Origin of the sequence: Nocardia sp. bgisy134 (genome assembly GCF_965341865.1) — a bacterium.
Lineage (GTDB): Bacteria > Actinomycetota > Actinomycetes > Mycobacteriales > Mycobacteriaceae > Nocardia.
In genome coordinates this window covers 121,198-135,581 of sequence record NZ_CBDQZP010000010.1, presented here as the reverse complement: position 1 = coordinate 135,581, position 14,384 = coordinate 121,198, and the positions used below count along the sequence as shown (strand labels likewise).

Sequence of the window (14,384 nt, the reverse complement as noted above, 5' to 3'; positions counted from 1 at the left end):
GGCATTGACCGTAATTCTCGCCTGCCTTACCTTCATGTAAGGAATTCGGTTGCGGGTAAGGCGATTCGGAGGGATCGCGGCCCGAGCCGATGGCCCAGCGGGATGAGGTGCAGGGTATGGCGATCGACAGCAGACCCATCGGTGAGCGGGGAAAGGTCGTGTCCGCGACCGTGACGAGCAAGGGGCAGATCACCATTCCGGTCGACGTGCGCGTGGCGCTCGGGCTGCGCACCGGCGTGGTCGTCGCCTTCGTGCCGACCGATTCGGGCAGCTACGAACTGGTGCCGGAGAACCGGACTGTCAAGTCGCTCAAGGGAATCGTCGGCTGGACCGGTGCGCCGGTGCCGCTCGGCCGAGACGAGACCGGGGGAGTCGCGTCGTGATCGGACTGCACGCCGACATCCTGATCCGCTACCTCGCGCAGGACGACCCCGATCAGGCGGAGCGGGCCGGTCAGGTCATCGAAGGGCTGAGCAAGAACCGCCCCGGCTACGTCACCGTGCTCGTGCTGGCCGAGATCCACCGGGTGCTGCGCCGCCGCTACGGGCTGGACGCCGAGACCGTCACCGAGATCGTGCTCGGCCTGCTCGCCTCCGCCGAGATCGTGATCGAGCGGGCCGACACCGTCCGGCAAGCCCTGCGCCGCTGCGCTGAGGGCGCCGACTTCGAGGACGCGCTCGTCGAACAACTGGGGCGGGAGGCGGGATGCGATCTCACCGTCACCCTGAACCCGGCGGCCGCGACGACCACCGGGATGCGATTGATGGTGTGAGCGGTGCGGCGGACACGCCGCGGGGGTGAGTAGCGGCGGTGTAGCGTACTCGGACATGGAGTCTCGGCGGATCACGGTCGGTGACCGGGCCTGGACCGTGCGGGTCGACGGCCCGGAAACACGGCACACGGTATTGCTCTTGCCCGACGCGGGCGATCCGGTGGACGTATACGACCAGGTCGCCGCGCGGTTGCACACCTCCGACCTGCGCACCCTCGCCGTGGAGTCCGTCGAAGGACTCGACTCGGCCGGGGTGCACGCGATTCTCGACCAGCTCGGCGTCCCCTACGCGCACGTCGCGGCGCGCGGCGCGGGCGCCACGGTGGCCTGGCAGACCTGCTCCGGCCCGTTCGGGCGGTTCATCAGCCTGGTGGTCGCCGACCGCGGCCATCCCGCGTCGCCCGCGGCCGACGGCACCGTCGACGACCCCGGCTGCCGTCCGCTGGAACTCCCAGTGACCGTGCTGGTCACCAAGCGGTTGCCGCGGACGGTCGCCGACGGCTCCGGTCGCTTCGTCTACGGCGAATTCCGCGTGGTGCAGGTCGACGTCGACAACGTGGCCACCGAAGCCGACCACGAAATGGCCACCGAGATCGTGCTACGCACCAGCCTCTGGTGATTCGGCCTTGCGCCGGTACACCGCCAGCCAGTCCAGCCAGTTGTCCATCTCGTCGAAGGCCTTGGCGCGCGGCTCGGGGGCGGAAAGGAACACGTCGTGGCGGGCGCCCTCGATCGGGACGATGTTGGTGCGATCGCCGAGGCAGCCGGACCAGCGCTGGATCTGCCTGACGTCGAGCACCGTGTCGGCCACGTCGGCGGCCGGACCGTACGCGCGCAGGAACTTGGTCAGCCGGGAACGCAGGATCAGCGCGGGCACCCCGATGTCGAGGCCCTGATGCAGCCGGAAGTGACCGCGGCGGATCGCGCGCAGCCAGCCGAAGCGCACCGGCGCACCCGCCAGCGGCTTCCAGTCCAGGTTGTAATCCCACTCGCCCGCCGCGCTCTTGTGCAGGCTGTCGCCGTAGGTGCTGATCGCGCCGCCGGGCATCTCCAGCATGGAACGGAACCGGCCGAGCATGCCGATGATCGGCGTGCCGATCGTCCGGTAGTAGGACGGACCCTGCAGGTCGAACCACGGGCTGTTGAGCACGAGCCCGACGATGCCCGAAGCGGCGACGCCCGCCGTCCGGTTCAGCCGGTCCAGCCACAGCGGCAGGATCAGGCCGCCGGTGGAGTGCGCGACCAGCAGTACCTGCTCACCGGCCTCCGCCTTGACGATGCGCAGCGCCTCGTTCAACTCCTCGTCGTAGAAGGCCAGGTCGGTGACGTAGTGCGGGCTCTGGCCGTCGCGCAGCGAGCGGCCGCACTTGCGCAGATCGAGGGCGTAGAAGCGGTGACCGCGCGCGGCGAAGTGCTCGGCGAGATGCTGCTGGAAGAAGTAGTCGGTGAAGCCGTGCACGTAGATCACGGCGGCCTCGGTGGCGGCCGCGCCGGAATCCGGGAGGTAGCGCACCAGGGTTGCCGAGATGTCGCCCTCGCCGTCGGGGTCGGCGCCCAGCGGGATGGACCGCTGCTCGTACCCTGCTCCGAGGACATCCGGCCGCCACTTGCCTCCGGTCCGCTCCGTGATATCGGACACGTCTAGCGAGGTTTCGTTCGTCACGAGACCCAATGTAGGCGAGGTCCGGCCCGGAAAGAAGATCGCTCGCGACCTGGAGCGGGGGAGGTATCTATGTCACATTCACCGGGTTCGTTGCTGGAATGCGACGTCGCGAGGTGCACAATTGGCGATAGGTGAACGGCGGGTAACCTTATCGACCGCCGAGTCACGCCAGGCTCGAAACGAATACCTGCGCCCGTCGCAACAACCGCATAGCGCCCGTGCCCAGGCAGACCACCGTGCCGGTGGCCGCGCCAGAAGTGACAAGGAAGTCGATCTACCCGTGCCGAACGCTGCCATGACTGAAAAGACCGATGTAGTACTCATCGGTGCCGGGATCATGAGTGCCACCCTCGGTGCGCTGCTTCGCCAGCTGCAGCCGGAATGGTCGATCTCGTTGTTCGAGCGGCTGGACGCCGCGGCGGCGGAGAGCAGCGATCCCTGGAACAACGCGGGCACCGGACACTCGGCCCTGTGCGAGCTGAACTACAGCCCGCAGAACGCCGACGGCTCGGTCGACGTGACCAAGGCCATCGACATCAACGAGCGCTTCCAGGTGTCGCGCCAGTTCTGGGCCTACGCGGTGGAGAACGGTGTCCTCGGCGACCCGTCGCGCTTCATCAACCCGATCCCGCACGTCAGCTTCGTGCACGGCGCCGACGACGTGCAGTACCTGCGCAAGCGCTACGAGGCGCTGGCGCCGCACCCGCTGTTCGAGGGCATGGAGTACATCGACAGCCCCGACGAGTTCGCGCGCAGGCTGCCGCTGATGGCCAAGGGCCGCGACTTCTCCGACCCGATCGCGCTGAACTGGACCGACGGCGGCACCGACATCGACTTCGGTTCGCTCACCAAGGAACTGCTCGCCTACCTCGGCGCCACCGGCGCCAACCTGGCCTTCGGCCACGAGGTGCGCGACCTGAGCAAGCAGTCCGACGGCAGCTGGAAGATCCGGGTCCGCAACCTGCGCACCCGCCAGACCCGCACGGTCGAGGCCAAGTTCGTCTTCGTCGGCGCGGGCGGCGGCGCACTGCCGCTGCTGCAGAAGTCCGGCATCAAGGAGATCGCGGGCTTCGCGGGCTTCCCGGTCAGCGGCCAGTTCCTGCGCTGCACCAACCCGGACCTGATCAACAAGCACGAGGCCAAGGTGTACGGCAAGGCCGCCGTCGGCGCCCCGCCGATGTCCGTGCCGCACTTGGACACTCGCGTCATCAACGGCAAGCCCGGCCTGCTGTTCGGCCCGTACGCGGGCTGGACCCCGAAGTTCCTCAAGGACGGCAGCAACACCGACCTGTTCAAGTCCATCCGTGCCGGTAACCTCGCGCCCATGCTCGGCGTCGGCGTCACCGAGCTGTCGCTGGTCAAGTACCTGGTCTCCGAGCTGCTCAAGTCGCAGTCCGGCAAGGTCTACACCATGGAGGAGTTCATCCCGCGGGCCGACGGCCGCGACTGGGAGCTCATCACCGCGGGCCAGCGCGTGCAGATCATCCGCCGCAAGGGCATCGGCGGCGTGCTGGAACTCGGCACCGCCGTGATCGCCGCCGAGGACGGCTCCATCGCGGGTCTGCTCGGCGCCTCGCCGGGCGCCTCCACCTGCGTCACCGCCATGCTCGACGTGCTGCAGCGCTGCTTCCCGGGCCAGTACGCCGACTGGACCCCGCGCCTGCGCGAGATGATCCCGTCGCTCGGCGTGAAGCTCTCCGAGGACAAAGCCCTGTTCCACGAGATCTGGGACTGGACGAACAAGTCGCTGAACCTCGCGAACGCGAACACGCCGAGGCATGCAGGGGTCGCGCTGACGCCGTAGGTGTGATAGCAAGGCGCGATGATGTCAACGGTTGCTCTCAAACGGTCATGGGCGCAGGATCTCGATACGGCGACCCTGTATCAGCTGTTGAAACTTCGCGTCGAAGTCTTTGTCGTCGAGCAGAAGTGCGCCTACCCGGAGTTGGACGGACTCGACCTGCTGCCGGAGACCCGGCACTTCTGGCTCGACGACGAGGGGGAGGTCATCTGCACCCTGCGCCTGCTGGAAGAGCACGAGAACGGCGTCAAGTCGTTCCGCATCGGACGGTTGTGTACCGCCGTGGCCGCTCGTGGGCACGGGTACACGACCCGGTTGCTACAGGCGGCGCTGGCCGAGGTCGGCTCGGCGACGGTGCGGTTGAACGCGCAGACCTATCTCGTCGACATGTACTCCAAGCACGGCTTCGTGGCCGACGGTGAGGAGTTCGAGGACGACGGGATCATGCACGTGCCCATGCGGCGGGGGTAGGTAGGTTCGCGGGCTGTGTTTTCGGCGCGCTGGCGCGCGCGTGTTCGCGGCCCCCTGGTGTCTCGCGTCCGAGCGTTCGCGTCTCGCGCCTGCGGCGCATGCGTCGCGAACGCTCGGACGCGAGACGGGCCGCGAACGGGCTCGTAAGACTCGCCCCGGGGGTGGTCGGTGGTGCGTGGGGGTTGTGTTCTGGCTGGTGGAGGTGCTGGGCGCGGTCGGGGCTTTTCGGCTGTGTCGTGTGCCACCTTTCGAGCACGGGAGGCAGGCTGCGGACGGGGTCATATGACGCGCTCCGGGCGTGGTGGGGAGTCTGCGAGGGGCTCGTTCAGGTTCGACCGTCTGGCAAGCGCTCGGTCGGGGTGGTTCGTGGACAAGGCATGCGCGCCGCTTAGGGTGGGGGACGTGTCCTTGTCCCGGGTAGAAACCGCGCCGTCGTCTCGCTCGTCTCGTGTGGATACCGAGGCGGGGTTTCCGTTCTCGGCGGTGGTCGGGCAGGAGCGGTTGCAGCTGGCGTTGATCTTGTGCGCGGTGCATCCCGGTATCGGCGGCGTGCTGGTGCGCGGCGAGAAGGGGACCGCGAAGTCGACCGTGGTGCGGGCGCTCGCGCAGCTCCTGCCGCCGGTGGTGGACGAGACGGGTGCGCGGCCGGCGCGGCTGGTGGAGCTGCCGGTCGGCGCCACCGAGGATCGCGTGGTCGGATCGCTGGATCTGGAGCGGGTGCTGCGCGACGGCGAGCAGGCGTTCCGGCCCGGTCTGCTGGCGGCCGCGCACCACGGTGTGCTGTACGTCGACGAGGTGAATCTGCTGCACGACCATCTGGTGGACGTGCTGCTCGACGCCGCGGCCATGGGCCGCGTGCACATCGAACGCGACGGCGTCTCGCATTCGCATCCCGCGCGCTTCGTGCTGGTCGGCACCATGAATCCGGAAGAGGGCGAACTGCGTCCGCAGCTGCTCGACCGGTTCGGGCTCACCGTCGACGTGGCCGCCTCGCGCGACGTGGACGTGCGGATGGCGGTGGTGCGCCGCAGGCTCGACTACGAGGCCGACCCGGCGGGGTTCGCCGCCCGCTACGCCGCCGCCGACCGGGAGATCGCCGGGCGCATCCTGGCGGCCCGCGACCGGTTGCCCGAGGTCGCGCTCGACGACGTGGAGCTGCGGCGGATCGCGGCCCTGTGCGCGTCCTTCGACGTCGACGGCATGCGCGCCGACCTCGTGGTCGCCCGCACCGCGACCGCGCACGCGGCCTGGCGCGGCGGTGACGCCGTCACCGAGGACGACGTGCGGATCGCCGCGGAACTCGCACTGCCGCACCGGCGTCGGCGCGACCCGTTCGACGAACCCGGCATCAGCGAAGAGCAACTCGACGAAGCCATGAAAGAGGCCGCCGCGCAGGCCGATCGCGCGGAGGAGCCGACGCCGCCAACCGAATTCGACGGTGATCGCCCTGAGGCCGAAGGCTCCGACGGAGATCGCGGTCCCGAGGACCCCGACGACGGACCCGACGCGCCGCCCGAAGGCCCCGGCGGCGGTCCCGCCCCGCGCGAAGGACGCACCGGCGCACCGAATCCCAGCGCCGCGAAGCCGCCGCGATGGGAGGTGCCCGGCGTCGGCGAAGGCGCGCCGGGCCGCAGGTCCCGCGCCCAGACGAGGCACGGCCGGGTCGTCCGCTCCACCACCGAGACCACCGCGGGCCTGCATCTGCTCGGCACCGTCTTCGCCGCCGCGCCGCACCAGCACGGCAGGGGGCGCGTCGCGGGCCCCCTCGCCCTCGAAGCCGAGGACCTACGCGGCGCGTATCGCGAAGGGCGCGAAGGCAATCTGGTGGTCTTCGTGGTCGACGCGTCCGGCTCCATGGCGGCCAGGGACCGGCTGTCGGCCGTCACGGGCGCGGTGGTGAGCCTGCTACGCGACGCATACCAGCGCCGCGACAAGGTCGCCGTGATCACCGTGCGCGGCCAGGACGCCGAACTCGTGTTGCCCCCGACTTCCTCGGTCGACATCGCGGTCCGACGCCTCGCGGGTCTGCGCACCGGCGGTAAGACGCCGCTCGCGGCGGGCCTGCTGAAGGCGCGCGAGGTGATCCACCGGGAACGCGTGCGCGACCCGCGCCGCCGCCCGATGCTGGTGCTGCTCACCGACGGTCGCGCCACCGGCGGCGTCGACCCGGTGCCGCGCGCCCGCGCCGCCGCCGCCCTGCTCGCCAAGGACGCGGTCACGGCGATGGTGGTGGACTGCGAGCGGGGCATGGTGCGGCTCGGGCTGGCGGCGGAGTTGGCGGGCGCGCTGCGCGGCGGATATCTGCGGCTCGCGGAGTTGACCGGCGCCGCGGTCGCGGACATCGTCCGAGCGGGCTCCGTGGACGGTCCGGCGGCGAGGTCTGCCCGCGCGGCCTGACCGGCGCGGGCCAGGTGGTAGTGACGCACAAGGAGATTCGATGCCCAAGGGCGTGCCGGAGACGGTTCCGGACGATGGACTGACCACGCGGCAGCGGCGCAACCAGCCGGTGCTCGCGGTGCACACGGGTCCGGGTAAGGGAAAGTCGACCGCGGCGTTCGGGATGGCGCTGCGGGCCTGGAACCAGGGATTCGACGTCGCGGTCTTCCAGTTCGTGAAGAGCGCGAAGTGGAAGGTGGGCGAGGAGGCGGCGTTCCGCGCCCTCGGGCGGCTGCACGAGGAGACCGGAGCGGGCGGCGCCGTGGAGTGGCACAAGATGGGCGAGGGCTGGTCCTGGACCCGCAAGCACGGCACCGAGGAGGACCACGCGTCCGCCGCCCTCGCCGGCTGGCAGGAGATCGCGCGCAGGCTCGCCGCCGAACAGCATCGCTTCTACGTGCTCGACGAATTCACCTACCCGCTCAAATGGGGCTGGGTCGACGTGGACGAGGTGGTCGAGACGCTGGTCGGCAGGCCGGGCAACCAGCACGTCGTCATCACCGGTCGCGACGCGCCGCAGGCGTTGCTCGACGCCGCCGACCTGGTGACCGAGATGACCAAGGTCAAGCACCCGATGGACGCGGGTCGCAAGGGGCAGCGGGGGATCGAATGGTGAACCGGCGCGGTGTGGTCGCGCGCCGTCCGGTGGCGTGATGGGCGGTGTGCCTGCGGTCGTCGTCGCCGCGCCCGCCTCGGGGAGTGGGAAGACCACGCTCGCAACGGGTTTGATCGGCGCGCTGCGGCGGGCCGGGCACCGTGTCGCGCCGTTCAAGGTCGGGCCGGACTACATCGACCCGGGATACCACGGGCTCGCGGCGGGACGGCCCGGCCGCAACCTCGACCCGGTGCTCGTCGGCGCCGATCGGGTGCTGCCGCTGTACCACCATGGCGCCGCTGGCTGTGATCTCGCGGTGGTCGAAGGCGTCATGGGACTGTTCGACGGCCGCATCGACGAGCACGAAACCGGCCCCGTCGCCGAGGGATCCACCGCCCAGGTGGCCAGCCTGCTCGGCGCGCCCGTGGTACTGGTGGTGGACGCCCGCGGGCACAGCCAGAGCCTGGCCGCGCTGTTGCACGGCTTCGCCACCTTCGACAGCGGCGTGCGGCTCGGCGGCGTCATCCTCAATCGCGTCGGCAGCGAACGCCACGACCAGGTGCTGCGCGCGGCGTGCGCGCGGGTCGGGCTGCCCGTTCTCGGCTCGCTGCCCCGCATGGACGCCCTCGAGGTGCCCTCCCGCCACCTGGGTCTGATTCCCGCCGTCGAGCACGGTGCGGCGGCTGCGGCGGCCGTGGCGGCGATGACGGAACTCGTTGCCGCCCACGTGGATCTGGCGGCCATTGCGGCGCTGGCGCGACCGACGTTCGGCGGGGTCGCCTGGGATCCGGTCGCGGCGGTGCGGGAAGTCGCGGGCGACGCGGCCCTGCGTTCCGGTTCGAATGGCACGGTCTCCACCGACCAAATGAGCTCTTCGGACCTAGCGGGCGGGCGTGCGGAGGGCGAGGAAAGTGGCCGCGAGCCTGCCGGGTCGACGTCAGCGTCGTCGATCGGGGACGGCCGGGAGCTTTCTGACGAGGATGCGGTCGATGCCACCCAGACGAGCCGCGCCGGTCGGTGGGGCGGCGATGCACCGAGTCCGGGACGGTCGACCACGGGACGCGGCAGGCCGACCGGTGCCGAGGGCGATTCCGATAGTGATGCGGCGATTCGGGCAGACCGCGGGCCCGTGATCGCCATGGCGGGCGGTCCCGCCTTCACCTTCGGCTATGCCGAGCATCGCGAACTGCTGACCGCGGCCGGGGCGCGGGTGGTCGTCTTCGATCCGCTGCGCGACGAACTACCCACCGGCACAGCGGGTCTGGTGCTGCCCGGTGGATTCCCCGAGGAGCACGCCGCCGATCTCGCGGCCAACACGGCCCTGCTCGCCGCCGTTCGCGAGCACGCAGGCGCCGGGTTGCCGATCCACGCCGAATGCGCGGGCCTGCTCTACCTCACCCGATCCCTCGACGGCCACGCCATGGCGGGCGTCGTCGACGCCGACGCCGAATTCGGCCCGCGCCTGACCCTCGGCTACCGGGACGCCGTCGCATTGGCCGATTCCGCGCTGTGGCGGGCGGGGGAGCGGGTGCGCGGCCACGAGTTCCACCGCACCAGGCTCGTCGTCGCCACCACCGACGCCCCGGCCTGGGGCTGGCACGACGGCGCGGGCGCCCGTGTCCGCGAGGGCGCGCTCGTCGGCCACGTCCACGCCTCCTACCTGCACACCCACCCCGCCGGAAACCCCACTGCGACAGCCCGTTTCGTCGCCGCGGCGGCCGACTACGCCCGTGTGCCGCACTGAGCTCCGCGCGCCTGTCGCGTCCGCCCACGCGGGGCAGGTTGCACCGCGGACCGCCGCCGTGTCGACGCCGCTGCCCGCGGCCCGTCTGTTAGGTGGTCGCCGATGACCGGCCGATCCGGGGCCCGGCCACCGGACCTTCCCGGCGCATCGCACCGATCAGGAGTTGTGCCGGTCGCGATCGGCGTCGGTATGCGACCGGGCGCGGCCTCCGCGGCGATTCTGGCCGCCGTCCGGCACGTGCTCGACGACGCACCCCTCGTTTGCCTCGCCACCATCGACCGGCGCGGCGACGAACCGGGCCTTCGGACAGCCGCCGAAGAACTGGGAGTCCGCGTGCGCACCTTCACCGCAGCCGAATTGGATGCCGTCACGGTGCCCACACCGGCGGCCCGCACCAAGGCGGCGGTGGGTGCAGCCGGTGTCGCCGAGGCCGCGGCCGTTCTCGGATCGAATGGAGGAGTTCTGATGCGCGCCAAAGAGATTCACGGCGATGTCACCGTGGCGGTGGCGCGCATCGGCTGAACAGGGCTGCACTGGGACTGTCGCCGCGCCCAGGCACACGCCAGGACCCGGCCCCTGGTGCGACGGCCGCGCGCTGCGATGGCCGCCGCGACAGGCGTCGCCGAGGCTGGGGCCGTCTTCGGGTCGAACGGGGGAGTTCGGATGCGTGACCAAGAGATTCACGGCGATATCGCGCTGCCGTGGCGCGCCTGCGCTGAACGGGCTCACAGGGGCCCGTCGCCGCGCCCTGGTCCACGCCGAGGCGCGGCGCGCAGATCAGGGCGCCACGGACGACCAATCGGCGAACCCGGTGGGATCGTGGCGTCCGAGGGAGGCGTGTTCGAACAGACCCCAGCCCTCGGCGGAACCGCAGCGGGCGTGCGCCACGTGATCGATGACGCCGAAGGGGACGCGGGCGGCGATCGCGGGGTCGGTGAGGTCGTAGCGGCGGGACTCGGACCAGTCGCGGCCCTTCCACTGACCGTGCAACCAGTCGGGGTCGCCGCCGTAGCCGCAGCCGACGTGCAGCGGGACGCCGGCGCTCGGGGTGATCTCGACCTCCAGCGACTTGCCGTCCGGTGTGGTGAGATCGAGCCGCGCGGCGACGGGAATCCTGGTGCCCGAACGGTATCGGATGCTGACGCGCGGCCAGCCGAGCTGTTCGGTGCGGCCGTCCGGCCAGACGCGCACCGCGTCGTTGAGGGTGCGCCTGCCGTCCGGTTCCTCCTGCACGATCACCACGATCGCGAAATCGTCGAAACGCAGCGGCACGTACAACCACCAGAAACCGCCGGAGGGCTCGGCGGCGGCGCGTCCGGGCGGCTCCGTCTCACCGATCGGCCGGATGCCCCAGGAGCGGTCGCGGGTCCCGGTCCACACCGCGGGGTCGACCGTGATGTCCGTGCCGTCCACGCTCAGTGTCCCCGCCCACGAACCGACCTGCGCGAAGCGGGACGCCTCGATGATGGGCCTGCTGCCGTTGAGGATCAGATGCGGTTGTTCCTGCACGGCGGGGAAGGCTCCGGTCCAGGTGAGATCGCAGCTCAGTTCGTCGTGTTCGCAGACGACGCGCACCCGCTGCAGCGGTTCGAGCACCTCGACGCGGTACCCGCCCACCTTCATGTCCAGACTGCGATCACCGAGCGCGTCGGAGAAGCGCACCGAGCGCACCTCGTCACCGCGGCGGACGGCGACGTAGGCGTCGGTCACCCCCAGGTTCGGGTAGACGCCGAGCCCGCTGATCAGCAGGGTGCCGCCGTCGCGGTCGTGGGCGTTGAAATAGCTGCGGTCGTAGAAGTTCCGGTCGCTGGTGCCGACCCTGGTCATCGGGAGCGGGGTCTGGTGGATCGGGTATTCGTCGAGCGGCGCGGGTGTGGTCACGGTGTTCCTCATGTCCAGTCGTAGGTTCCGTCGAGCAGCGCCTCCAGGCTTGCCCGGTGCATCACGTAGTCGTCCCGGTCGGGAGTGTCGGTGTCCTCGCCGAAGTGGATCATTCTGCGCTTGACCCTGGCCATCACGATCGCGTGCCGCAGCGCGGCGTAGACCAGGTAGAAATCCAGGTCGCGCACCGTATAGCCGGTCAGCTCTTGGTATTTCGCCACCACCTCGGAGCGGCGCAGGAAGTCGGGCAGGCCCGGCTGGTCGAAGCGGGTGGCGAGATCCTGGAAGAACCGGTGGATGAAGACGATCCAGGCGATGTCCAGCTCACGCGGACCCAAACCGGCCATCTCCCAGTCCAATACGGCGACCGGCTCGAACCCGTCGTAGATGATGTTGCCCGGCCGGGAGTCGCCCCAGGACAGCACGTCCGGACCGGGGTCCTCCGGCCAGTGCGCGTCCAGCCAGTCGAAGGCGCGCTCGATCAACGGGACCGGATACCCGTCGTCGGCCAGCGCCCAGCGGTACCAGGCGCGATGCCAGTCCACGTGCCTGCGCAACGCCTGCCCCGGCCCGTCCAGCATCGGGAAACGGCTCGCCGGGTCCGGGATGGCGTGGATCTTCGCCATTACGGCGAGCGTCTTGGCGGTGAGCAGCGCGCGTTCGGCGGGTTCGGCGTCGAACAGCCAGCCGTAGAAGACATACGGCGGGTTGTCGGCGGGAACCCGTCCTTCGATTCGGCGCATCACGAAAAACGGTGTGCCGAGCACGCTTTCGTCGGTCTCCAGCCAGCACAGCGGCGGCACCGGCACGTCGGTGGCGGCCGCGACCCCGGCCATCACGTGGTACTGCTTGGCCAGATCGTAGGTCTCGAAGACCGGGAAATCGGCGGCGCTCGGGGCCAGCCGCGCGACGAACGAGCCGCCCTCGTCGCGGCCGTTCACCCGCCATTCGGCATCGAAGAGCACCGAGGCGCTCGACATCCCGGAGCCCTGCGGCAGCGTCAGCTCGTGGACGCGCGGCGGCTCGTCGGCCGAGACCTTGCCCGCGAGCCAGCGCGACAAATCCTCGGTGAGTCCCTGTAGATCGCGTTCGCTGATAGTGAGCTGGCGCCGCTCGGTCGGATCGGGCTCGTCGGCCATCATCGTCCTCCTGTAGTCGGGCGGCGGGCCGCCCACCACCCGGCAATTCCGCCCGGGATACGTGACTGTAACGCGTTCTAATTCGGTGTCGCCGGGAATCGTCGGGAATAGTTCGCTGACCGAACTCCGGGGTTGACAGGGGTCGCCCTCATCCTTCTGGAGTACCGCGGCTACCCCGTGCGACGGAGCTGGAAATCGGGATGCCGCCGGAAGCGCCGAGGCGGCCCGCGCGGCTACCTTCGCTCACGGAAAGTCACCCAGGGCAGCGAGGAGGGATTCGTGCGGCAGCGCGACGGGCGAACCAGGCGCAGCGTCTCCGAGTGTCGGCGAGGTGCTGCCGTGCGGAATCGCAGCGAGGGGACCATCAGCGCAGTGCCCCGGCGCAGCGGTGTCGAGCATCGGCGAGGGGCGGCTCTGCGGGAGCGCGACGGGCGAACCATGAACTCGGCGTCCGCGGGCACGGCGGTGCCGAGTGTCGACGAGGTGTCGCTGTGAGCGCCATCGGTACGGAGGTGCTGGAACGAGACCGCGAGGACGTGGTCGATTCGTCGCCCCGGTGGTCGCTACCGGCCCGCATCGGCTTCCGGTTCTGTTTCGCCTACCTGCTGCTGTTCTGTCTGACGTTCGCGCAGATCCTGTTCGTCTTCACCGGTGTCGCCATGCGCTGGCTGCCGGAATCGGCGATCCGATGGCAGATGGACGTGGTCGAGCCGGTGGCCCGATGGACGGGCGAGCACGTCTTCGGCGTCGACGCGGTGATTCACGAGAGCGGTAGCGGTGACCAGACCATCATCTGGGTGCTGATCTTCTGCCTGCTGGTTGTCGCCGCCGTCGTCACCGTGACCTGGTCGGTACTGGACCGTCGCCGCGCAGGCTACGGCGCCCTCGGCGGGTGGTTCGTCACCTTCCTGCGGCTCTGCCTCGGCGGGCAGATGCTCTGGTACGGCTTCGCCAAGGCGGTGCCGAACCAGATGCCCTACCCGTCGCTGACGCGACTGCTCGAGCCCTACGGCAACCTCAGCATGACCGAGGTGCTGTGGAATCAGGTCGGCGCGTCGCCGTCCTATCAGGTGCTGCTCGGCATCGCGGAAGTGCTCGGCGGCCTGCTGCTGTTCTGGCCGCGCACCGCGACCGTGGGGGCGATGCTGAGCCTGGTGAGCATGGCGCAGGTCTTCGTGCTGAACATGACCTACGACGTGCCGGTCAAGATCCTGTCCTTCCACCTGATGCTCATCGCGCTGGTGGTGCTGGCGCCGCAGGCCAGGCGGCTGGCGAATGTGCTTGTGCTGGAACGGTCTTCGGAACCGGCCACGCAGCCGTCGCTGTTCCGCTCGGCGCGCGCCAACCGGATCGCCGCCGCCTTGCAGGTGGCGCTCGGCCTGTGGACGTGCTCGGGCGCCGTGTACACCGCGGGGGACTCCTGGCACGAATATGGTTACGGCGCACCGAAGCCCGCGCTGTACGGCATCTGGAATGTCACCGAGTTCACCGTGGGCGGCCACCCGCTGCCGCCGTTGACCACCGAGCCGACCCGGTGGCAGCGCCTGGTGTTCGACAAGTTCGCCACCAGCTACCAGCGCATGGACGGCGCGTTCGTGCCCGTCCTCGCCGACGTCGACACCGCCGCGGGCACCCTCACCATGACCGCGCCGTCGACCGCACCGGATGTCGCGCCGACGCGGGTGGCGACCTTCACCTTCGAACGTCCCGAGCCCGACCGGCTCACCCTGCGTGGCGATCTGGGCGGCCGGCCGGTCACGCTCGCCCTGGAAGAGTTCGACCTGAACGACCTTCCGTTGCGCGGCGAGCGATTCCACTGGATCCAGGAGGTTCCGGACCTGAACTGAAAGGGCCGGCCCGCGGGACTGCGGGCCGGCCCAGG

Annotated in this window: 14 protein-coding genes; 11 read left to right on the top strand and 3 right to left on the bottom strand. The window is 70.3% G+C overall.

What is annotated here, in order from left to right; translation table 11 throughout:
- Positions 1 to 116 precede the first annotated feature (116 nt).
- From ACRWNM_RS19160 to ACRWNM_RS19150, 3 genes are read left to right on the top strand one after another with little or no spacing between them, the layout of a single operon-like run.
- A complete protein-coding gene (locus tag ACRWNM_RS19160) occupies positions 117 to 383 on the top strand; it encodes an AbrB/MazE/SpoVT family DNA-binding domain-containing protein (RefSeq protein WP_431969339.1) in 267 nt (88 codons plus the stop codon).
- Positions 380 to 772 carry a PIN domain-containing protein gene (locus ACRWNM_RS19155; RefSeq protein ID WP_431969337.1) on the top strand — a complete coding sequence of 131 codons (393 nt, stop codon included), beginning with the start codon at positions 380 to 382 and terminating at the stop codon, positions 770 to 772. Before ACRWNM_RS19160 ends, ACRWNM_RS19155 begins: the two co-directional genes overlap by 4 nt.
- Before the next feature lie 55 nt (positions 773 to 827).
- Entirely contained in the window at positions 828 to 1,391 is a 564-nt protein-coding gene (locus tag ACRWNM_RS19150) for an alpha/beta hydrolase (protein WP_431969335.1), read from the top strand.
- Here the strand turns inward: ACRWNM_RS19150 and ACRWNM_RS19145 are convergent.
- Positions 1,371 to 2,435 (bottom strand): alpha/beta hydrolase, encoded by a 1,065-nt coding sequence (locus tag ACRWNM_RS19145; RefSeq protein ID WP_431969333.1) that lies wholly within the window; start codon positions 2,433 to 2,435, stop codon positions 1,371 to 1,373. The two genes, ACRWNM_RS19150 and ACRWNM_RS19145, sit on opposite strands and share 21 nt — an antisense overlap.
- A 295-nt stretch (positions 2,436 to 2,730) precedes the next feature.
- On the opposite strand from ACRWNM_RS19145, the gene mqo reads away from it, so the two are divergent.
- The 6 genes from mqo to ACRWNM_RS19115 all read left to right on the top strand — a co-directional run bounded on the left by mqo (position 2,731) and on the right by ACRWNM_RS19115 (position 10,004).
- Positions 2,731 to 4,239 (top strand): malate dehydrogenase (quinone), encoded by a 1,509-nt coding sequence (mqo, locus tag ACRWNM_RS19140; protein ID WP_431969331.1) that lies wholly within the window; start codon positions 2,731 to 2,733, stop codon positions 4,237 to 4,239.
- 18 nt (positions 4,240 to 4,257) lie between these two features.
- Entirely contained in the window at positions 4,258 to 4,707 is a 450-nt protein-coding gene (locus tag ACRWNM_RS19135; protein ID WP_431969329.1) for a GNAT family N-acetyltransferase, read from the top strand.
- Between the two features lie 450 nt (positions 4,708 to 5,157).
- Positions 5,158 to 7,104, top strand: coding sequence for a VWA domain-containing protein (locus tag ACRWNM_RS19130; RefSeq protein WP_431969327.1), 1,947 nt, complete (start codon positions 5,158 to 5,160; stop codon positions 7,102 to 7,104).
- A 40-nt stretch (positions 7,105 to 7,144) separates the two neighbouring features.
- Positions 7,145 to 7,759, top strand: a complete 615-nt coding sequence (gene cobO / locus ACRWNM_RS19125; protein ID WP_431969325.1) for a cob(I)yrinic acid a,c-diamide adenosyltransferase — start codon at positions 7,145 to 7,147, stop codon at positions 7,757 to 7,759.
- A gap of 37 nt (positions 7,760 to 7,796) precedes the next feature.
- Positions 7,797 to 9,482 carry a cobyrinate a,c-diamide synthase gene (locus tag ACRWNM_RS19120; RefSeq protein WP_431969323.1) on the top strand — a complete coding sequence of 562 codons (1,686 nt, stop codon included), beginning with the start codon at positions 7,797 to 7,799 and terminating at the stop codon, positions 9,480 to 9,482.
- A 165-nt stretch (positions 9,483 to 9,647) separates the two neighbouring features.
- Positions 9,648 to 10,004 (top strand): cobalamin biosynthesis protein, encoded by a 357-nt coding sequence (locus ACRWNM_RS19115; RefSeq protein ID WP_431969321.1) that lies wholly within the window; start codon positions 9,648 to 9,650, stop codon positions 10,002 to 10,004.
- A gap of 255 nt (positions 10,005 to 10,259) precedes the next feature.
- Here ACRWNM_RS19115 and ACRWNM_RS19110 read toward each other — a convergent pair whose 3' ends face one another.
- Together ACRWNM_RS19110 and ACRWNM_RS19105 are read right to left on the bottom strand one after the other, a co-directional pair.
- Positions 10,260 to 11,375 carry a hypothetical protein gene (locus tag ACRWNM_RS19110; protein WP_431969319.1) on the bottom strand — a complete coding sequence of 372 codons (1,116 nt, stop codon included), beginning with the start codon at positions 11,373 to 11,375 and terminating at the stop codon, positions 10,260 to 10,262.
- Positions 11,372 to 12,502: a phosphotransferase family protein gene (locus ACRWNM_RS19105; RefSeq protein WP_431969317.1), complete on the bottom strand. Its 1,131-nt coding sequence runs from the start codon at positions 12,500 to 12,502 to the stop codon at positions 11,372 to 11,374. Before ACRWNM_RS19105 ends, ACRWNM_RS19110 begins: the two co-directional genes overlap by 4 nt.
- Before the next feature lie 339 nt (positions 12,503 to 12,841).
- Between ACRWNM_RS19105 and ACRWNM_RS19100 the strand changes: the two genes are divergently transcribed.
- Together ACRWNM_RS19100 and ACRWNM_RS19095 are read left to right on the top strand one after the other, a co-directional pair.
- Positions 12,842 to 12,997, top strand: a complete 156-nt coding sequence (locus tag ACRWNM_RS19100) for a hypothetical protein (protein ID WP_431969315.1) — start codon at positions 12,842 to 12,844, stop codon at positions 12,995 to 12,997.
- The gene (locus ACRWNM_RS19095; RefSeq protein WP_431969313.1) at positions 12,994 to 14,349 is read left to right on the top strand and encodes a DoxX family protein; all 1,356 of its coding nucleotides are present in this window, start codon (positions 12,994 to 12,996) and stop codon (positions 14,347 to 14,349) included. Before ACRWNM_RS19100 ends, ACRWNM_RS19095 begins: the two co-directional genes overlap by 4 nt.
- Positions 14,350 to 14,384: the final 35 nt, after the last annotated feature.

Excerpts from the sequence above, each read along its gene's own strand:
- ACRWNM_RS19160 (WP_431969339.1), top strand. The coding sequence starts at position 117 with ATGGCGATCGACAGCAGACCCATCGGTGAGCGGGGAAAGGTCGTGTCC.
- ACRWNM_RS19150 (WP_431969335.1), top strand. The coding sequence starts at position 828 with ATGGAGTCTCGGCGGATCACGGTCGGTGACCGGGCCTGGACCGTGCGG.
- mqo (WP_431969331.1), top strand. The coding sequence starts at position 2,731 with ATGACTGAAAAGACCGATGTAGTACTCATCGGTGCCGGGATCATGAGT.
- ACRWNM_RS19135 (WP_431969329.1), top strand. The coding sequence starts at position 4,258 with ATGATGTCAACGGTTGCTCTCAAACGGTCATGGGCGCAGGATCTCGAT.
- cobO (WP_431969325.1), top strand. The coding sequence starts at position 7,145 with ATGCCCAAGGGCGTGCCGGAGACGGTTCCGGACGATGGACTGACCACG.
- ACRWNM_RS19120 (WP_431969323.1), top strand. The coding sequence starts at position 7,797 with ATGGGCGGTGTGCCTGCGGTCGTCGTCGCCGCGCCCGCCTCGGGGAGT.
- ACRWNM_RS19110 (WP_431969319.1), bottom strand. The coding sequence starts at position 11,375 with ATGAGGAACACCGTGACCACACCCGCGCCGCTCGACGAATACCCGATC.
- ACRWNM_RS19105 (WP_431969317.1), bottom strand. The coding sequence starts at position 12,502 with ATGGCCGACGAGCCCGATCCGACCGAGCGGCGCCAGCTCACTATCAGC.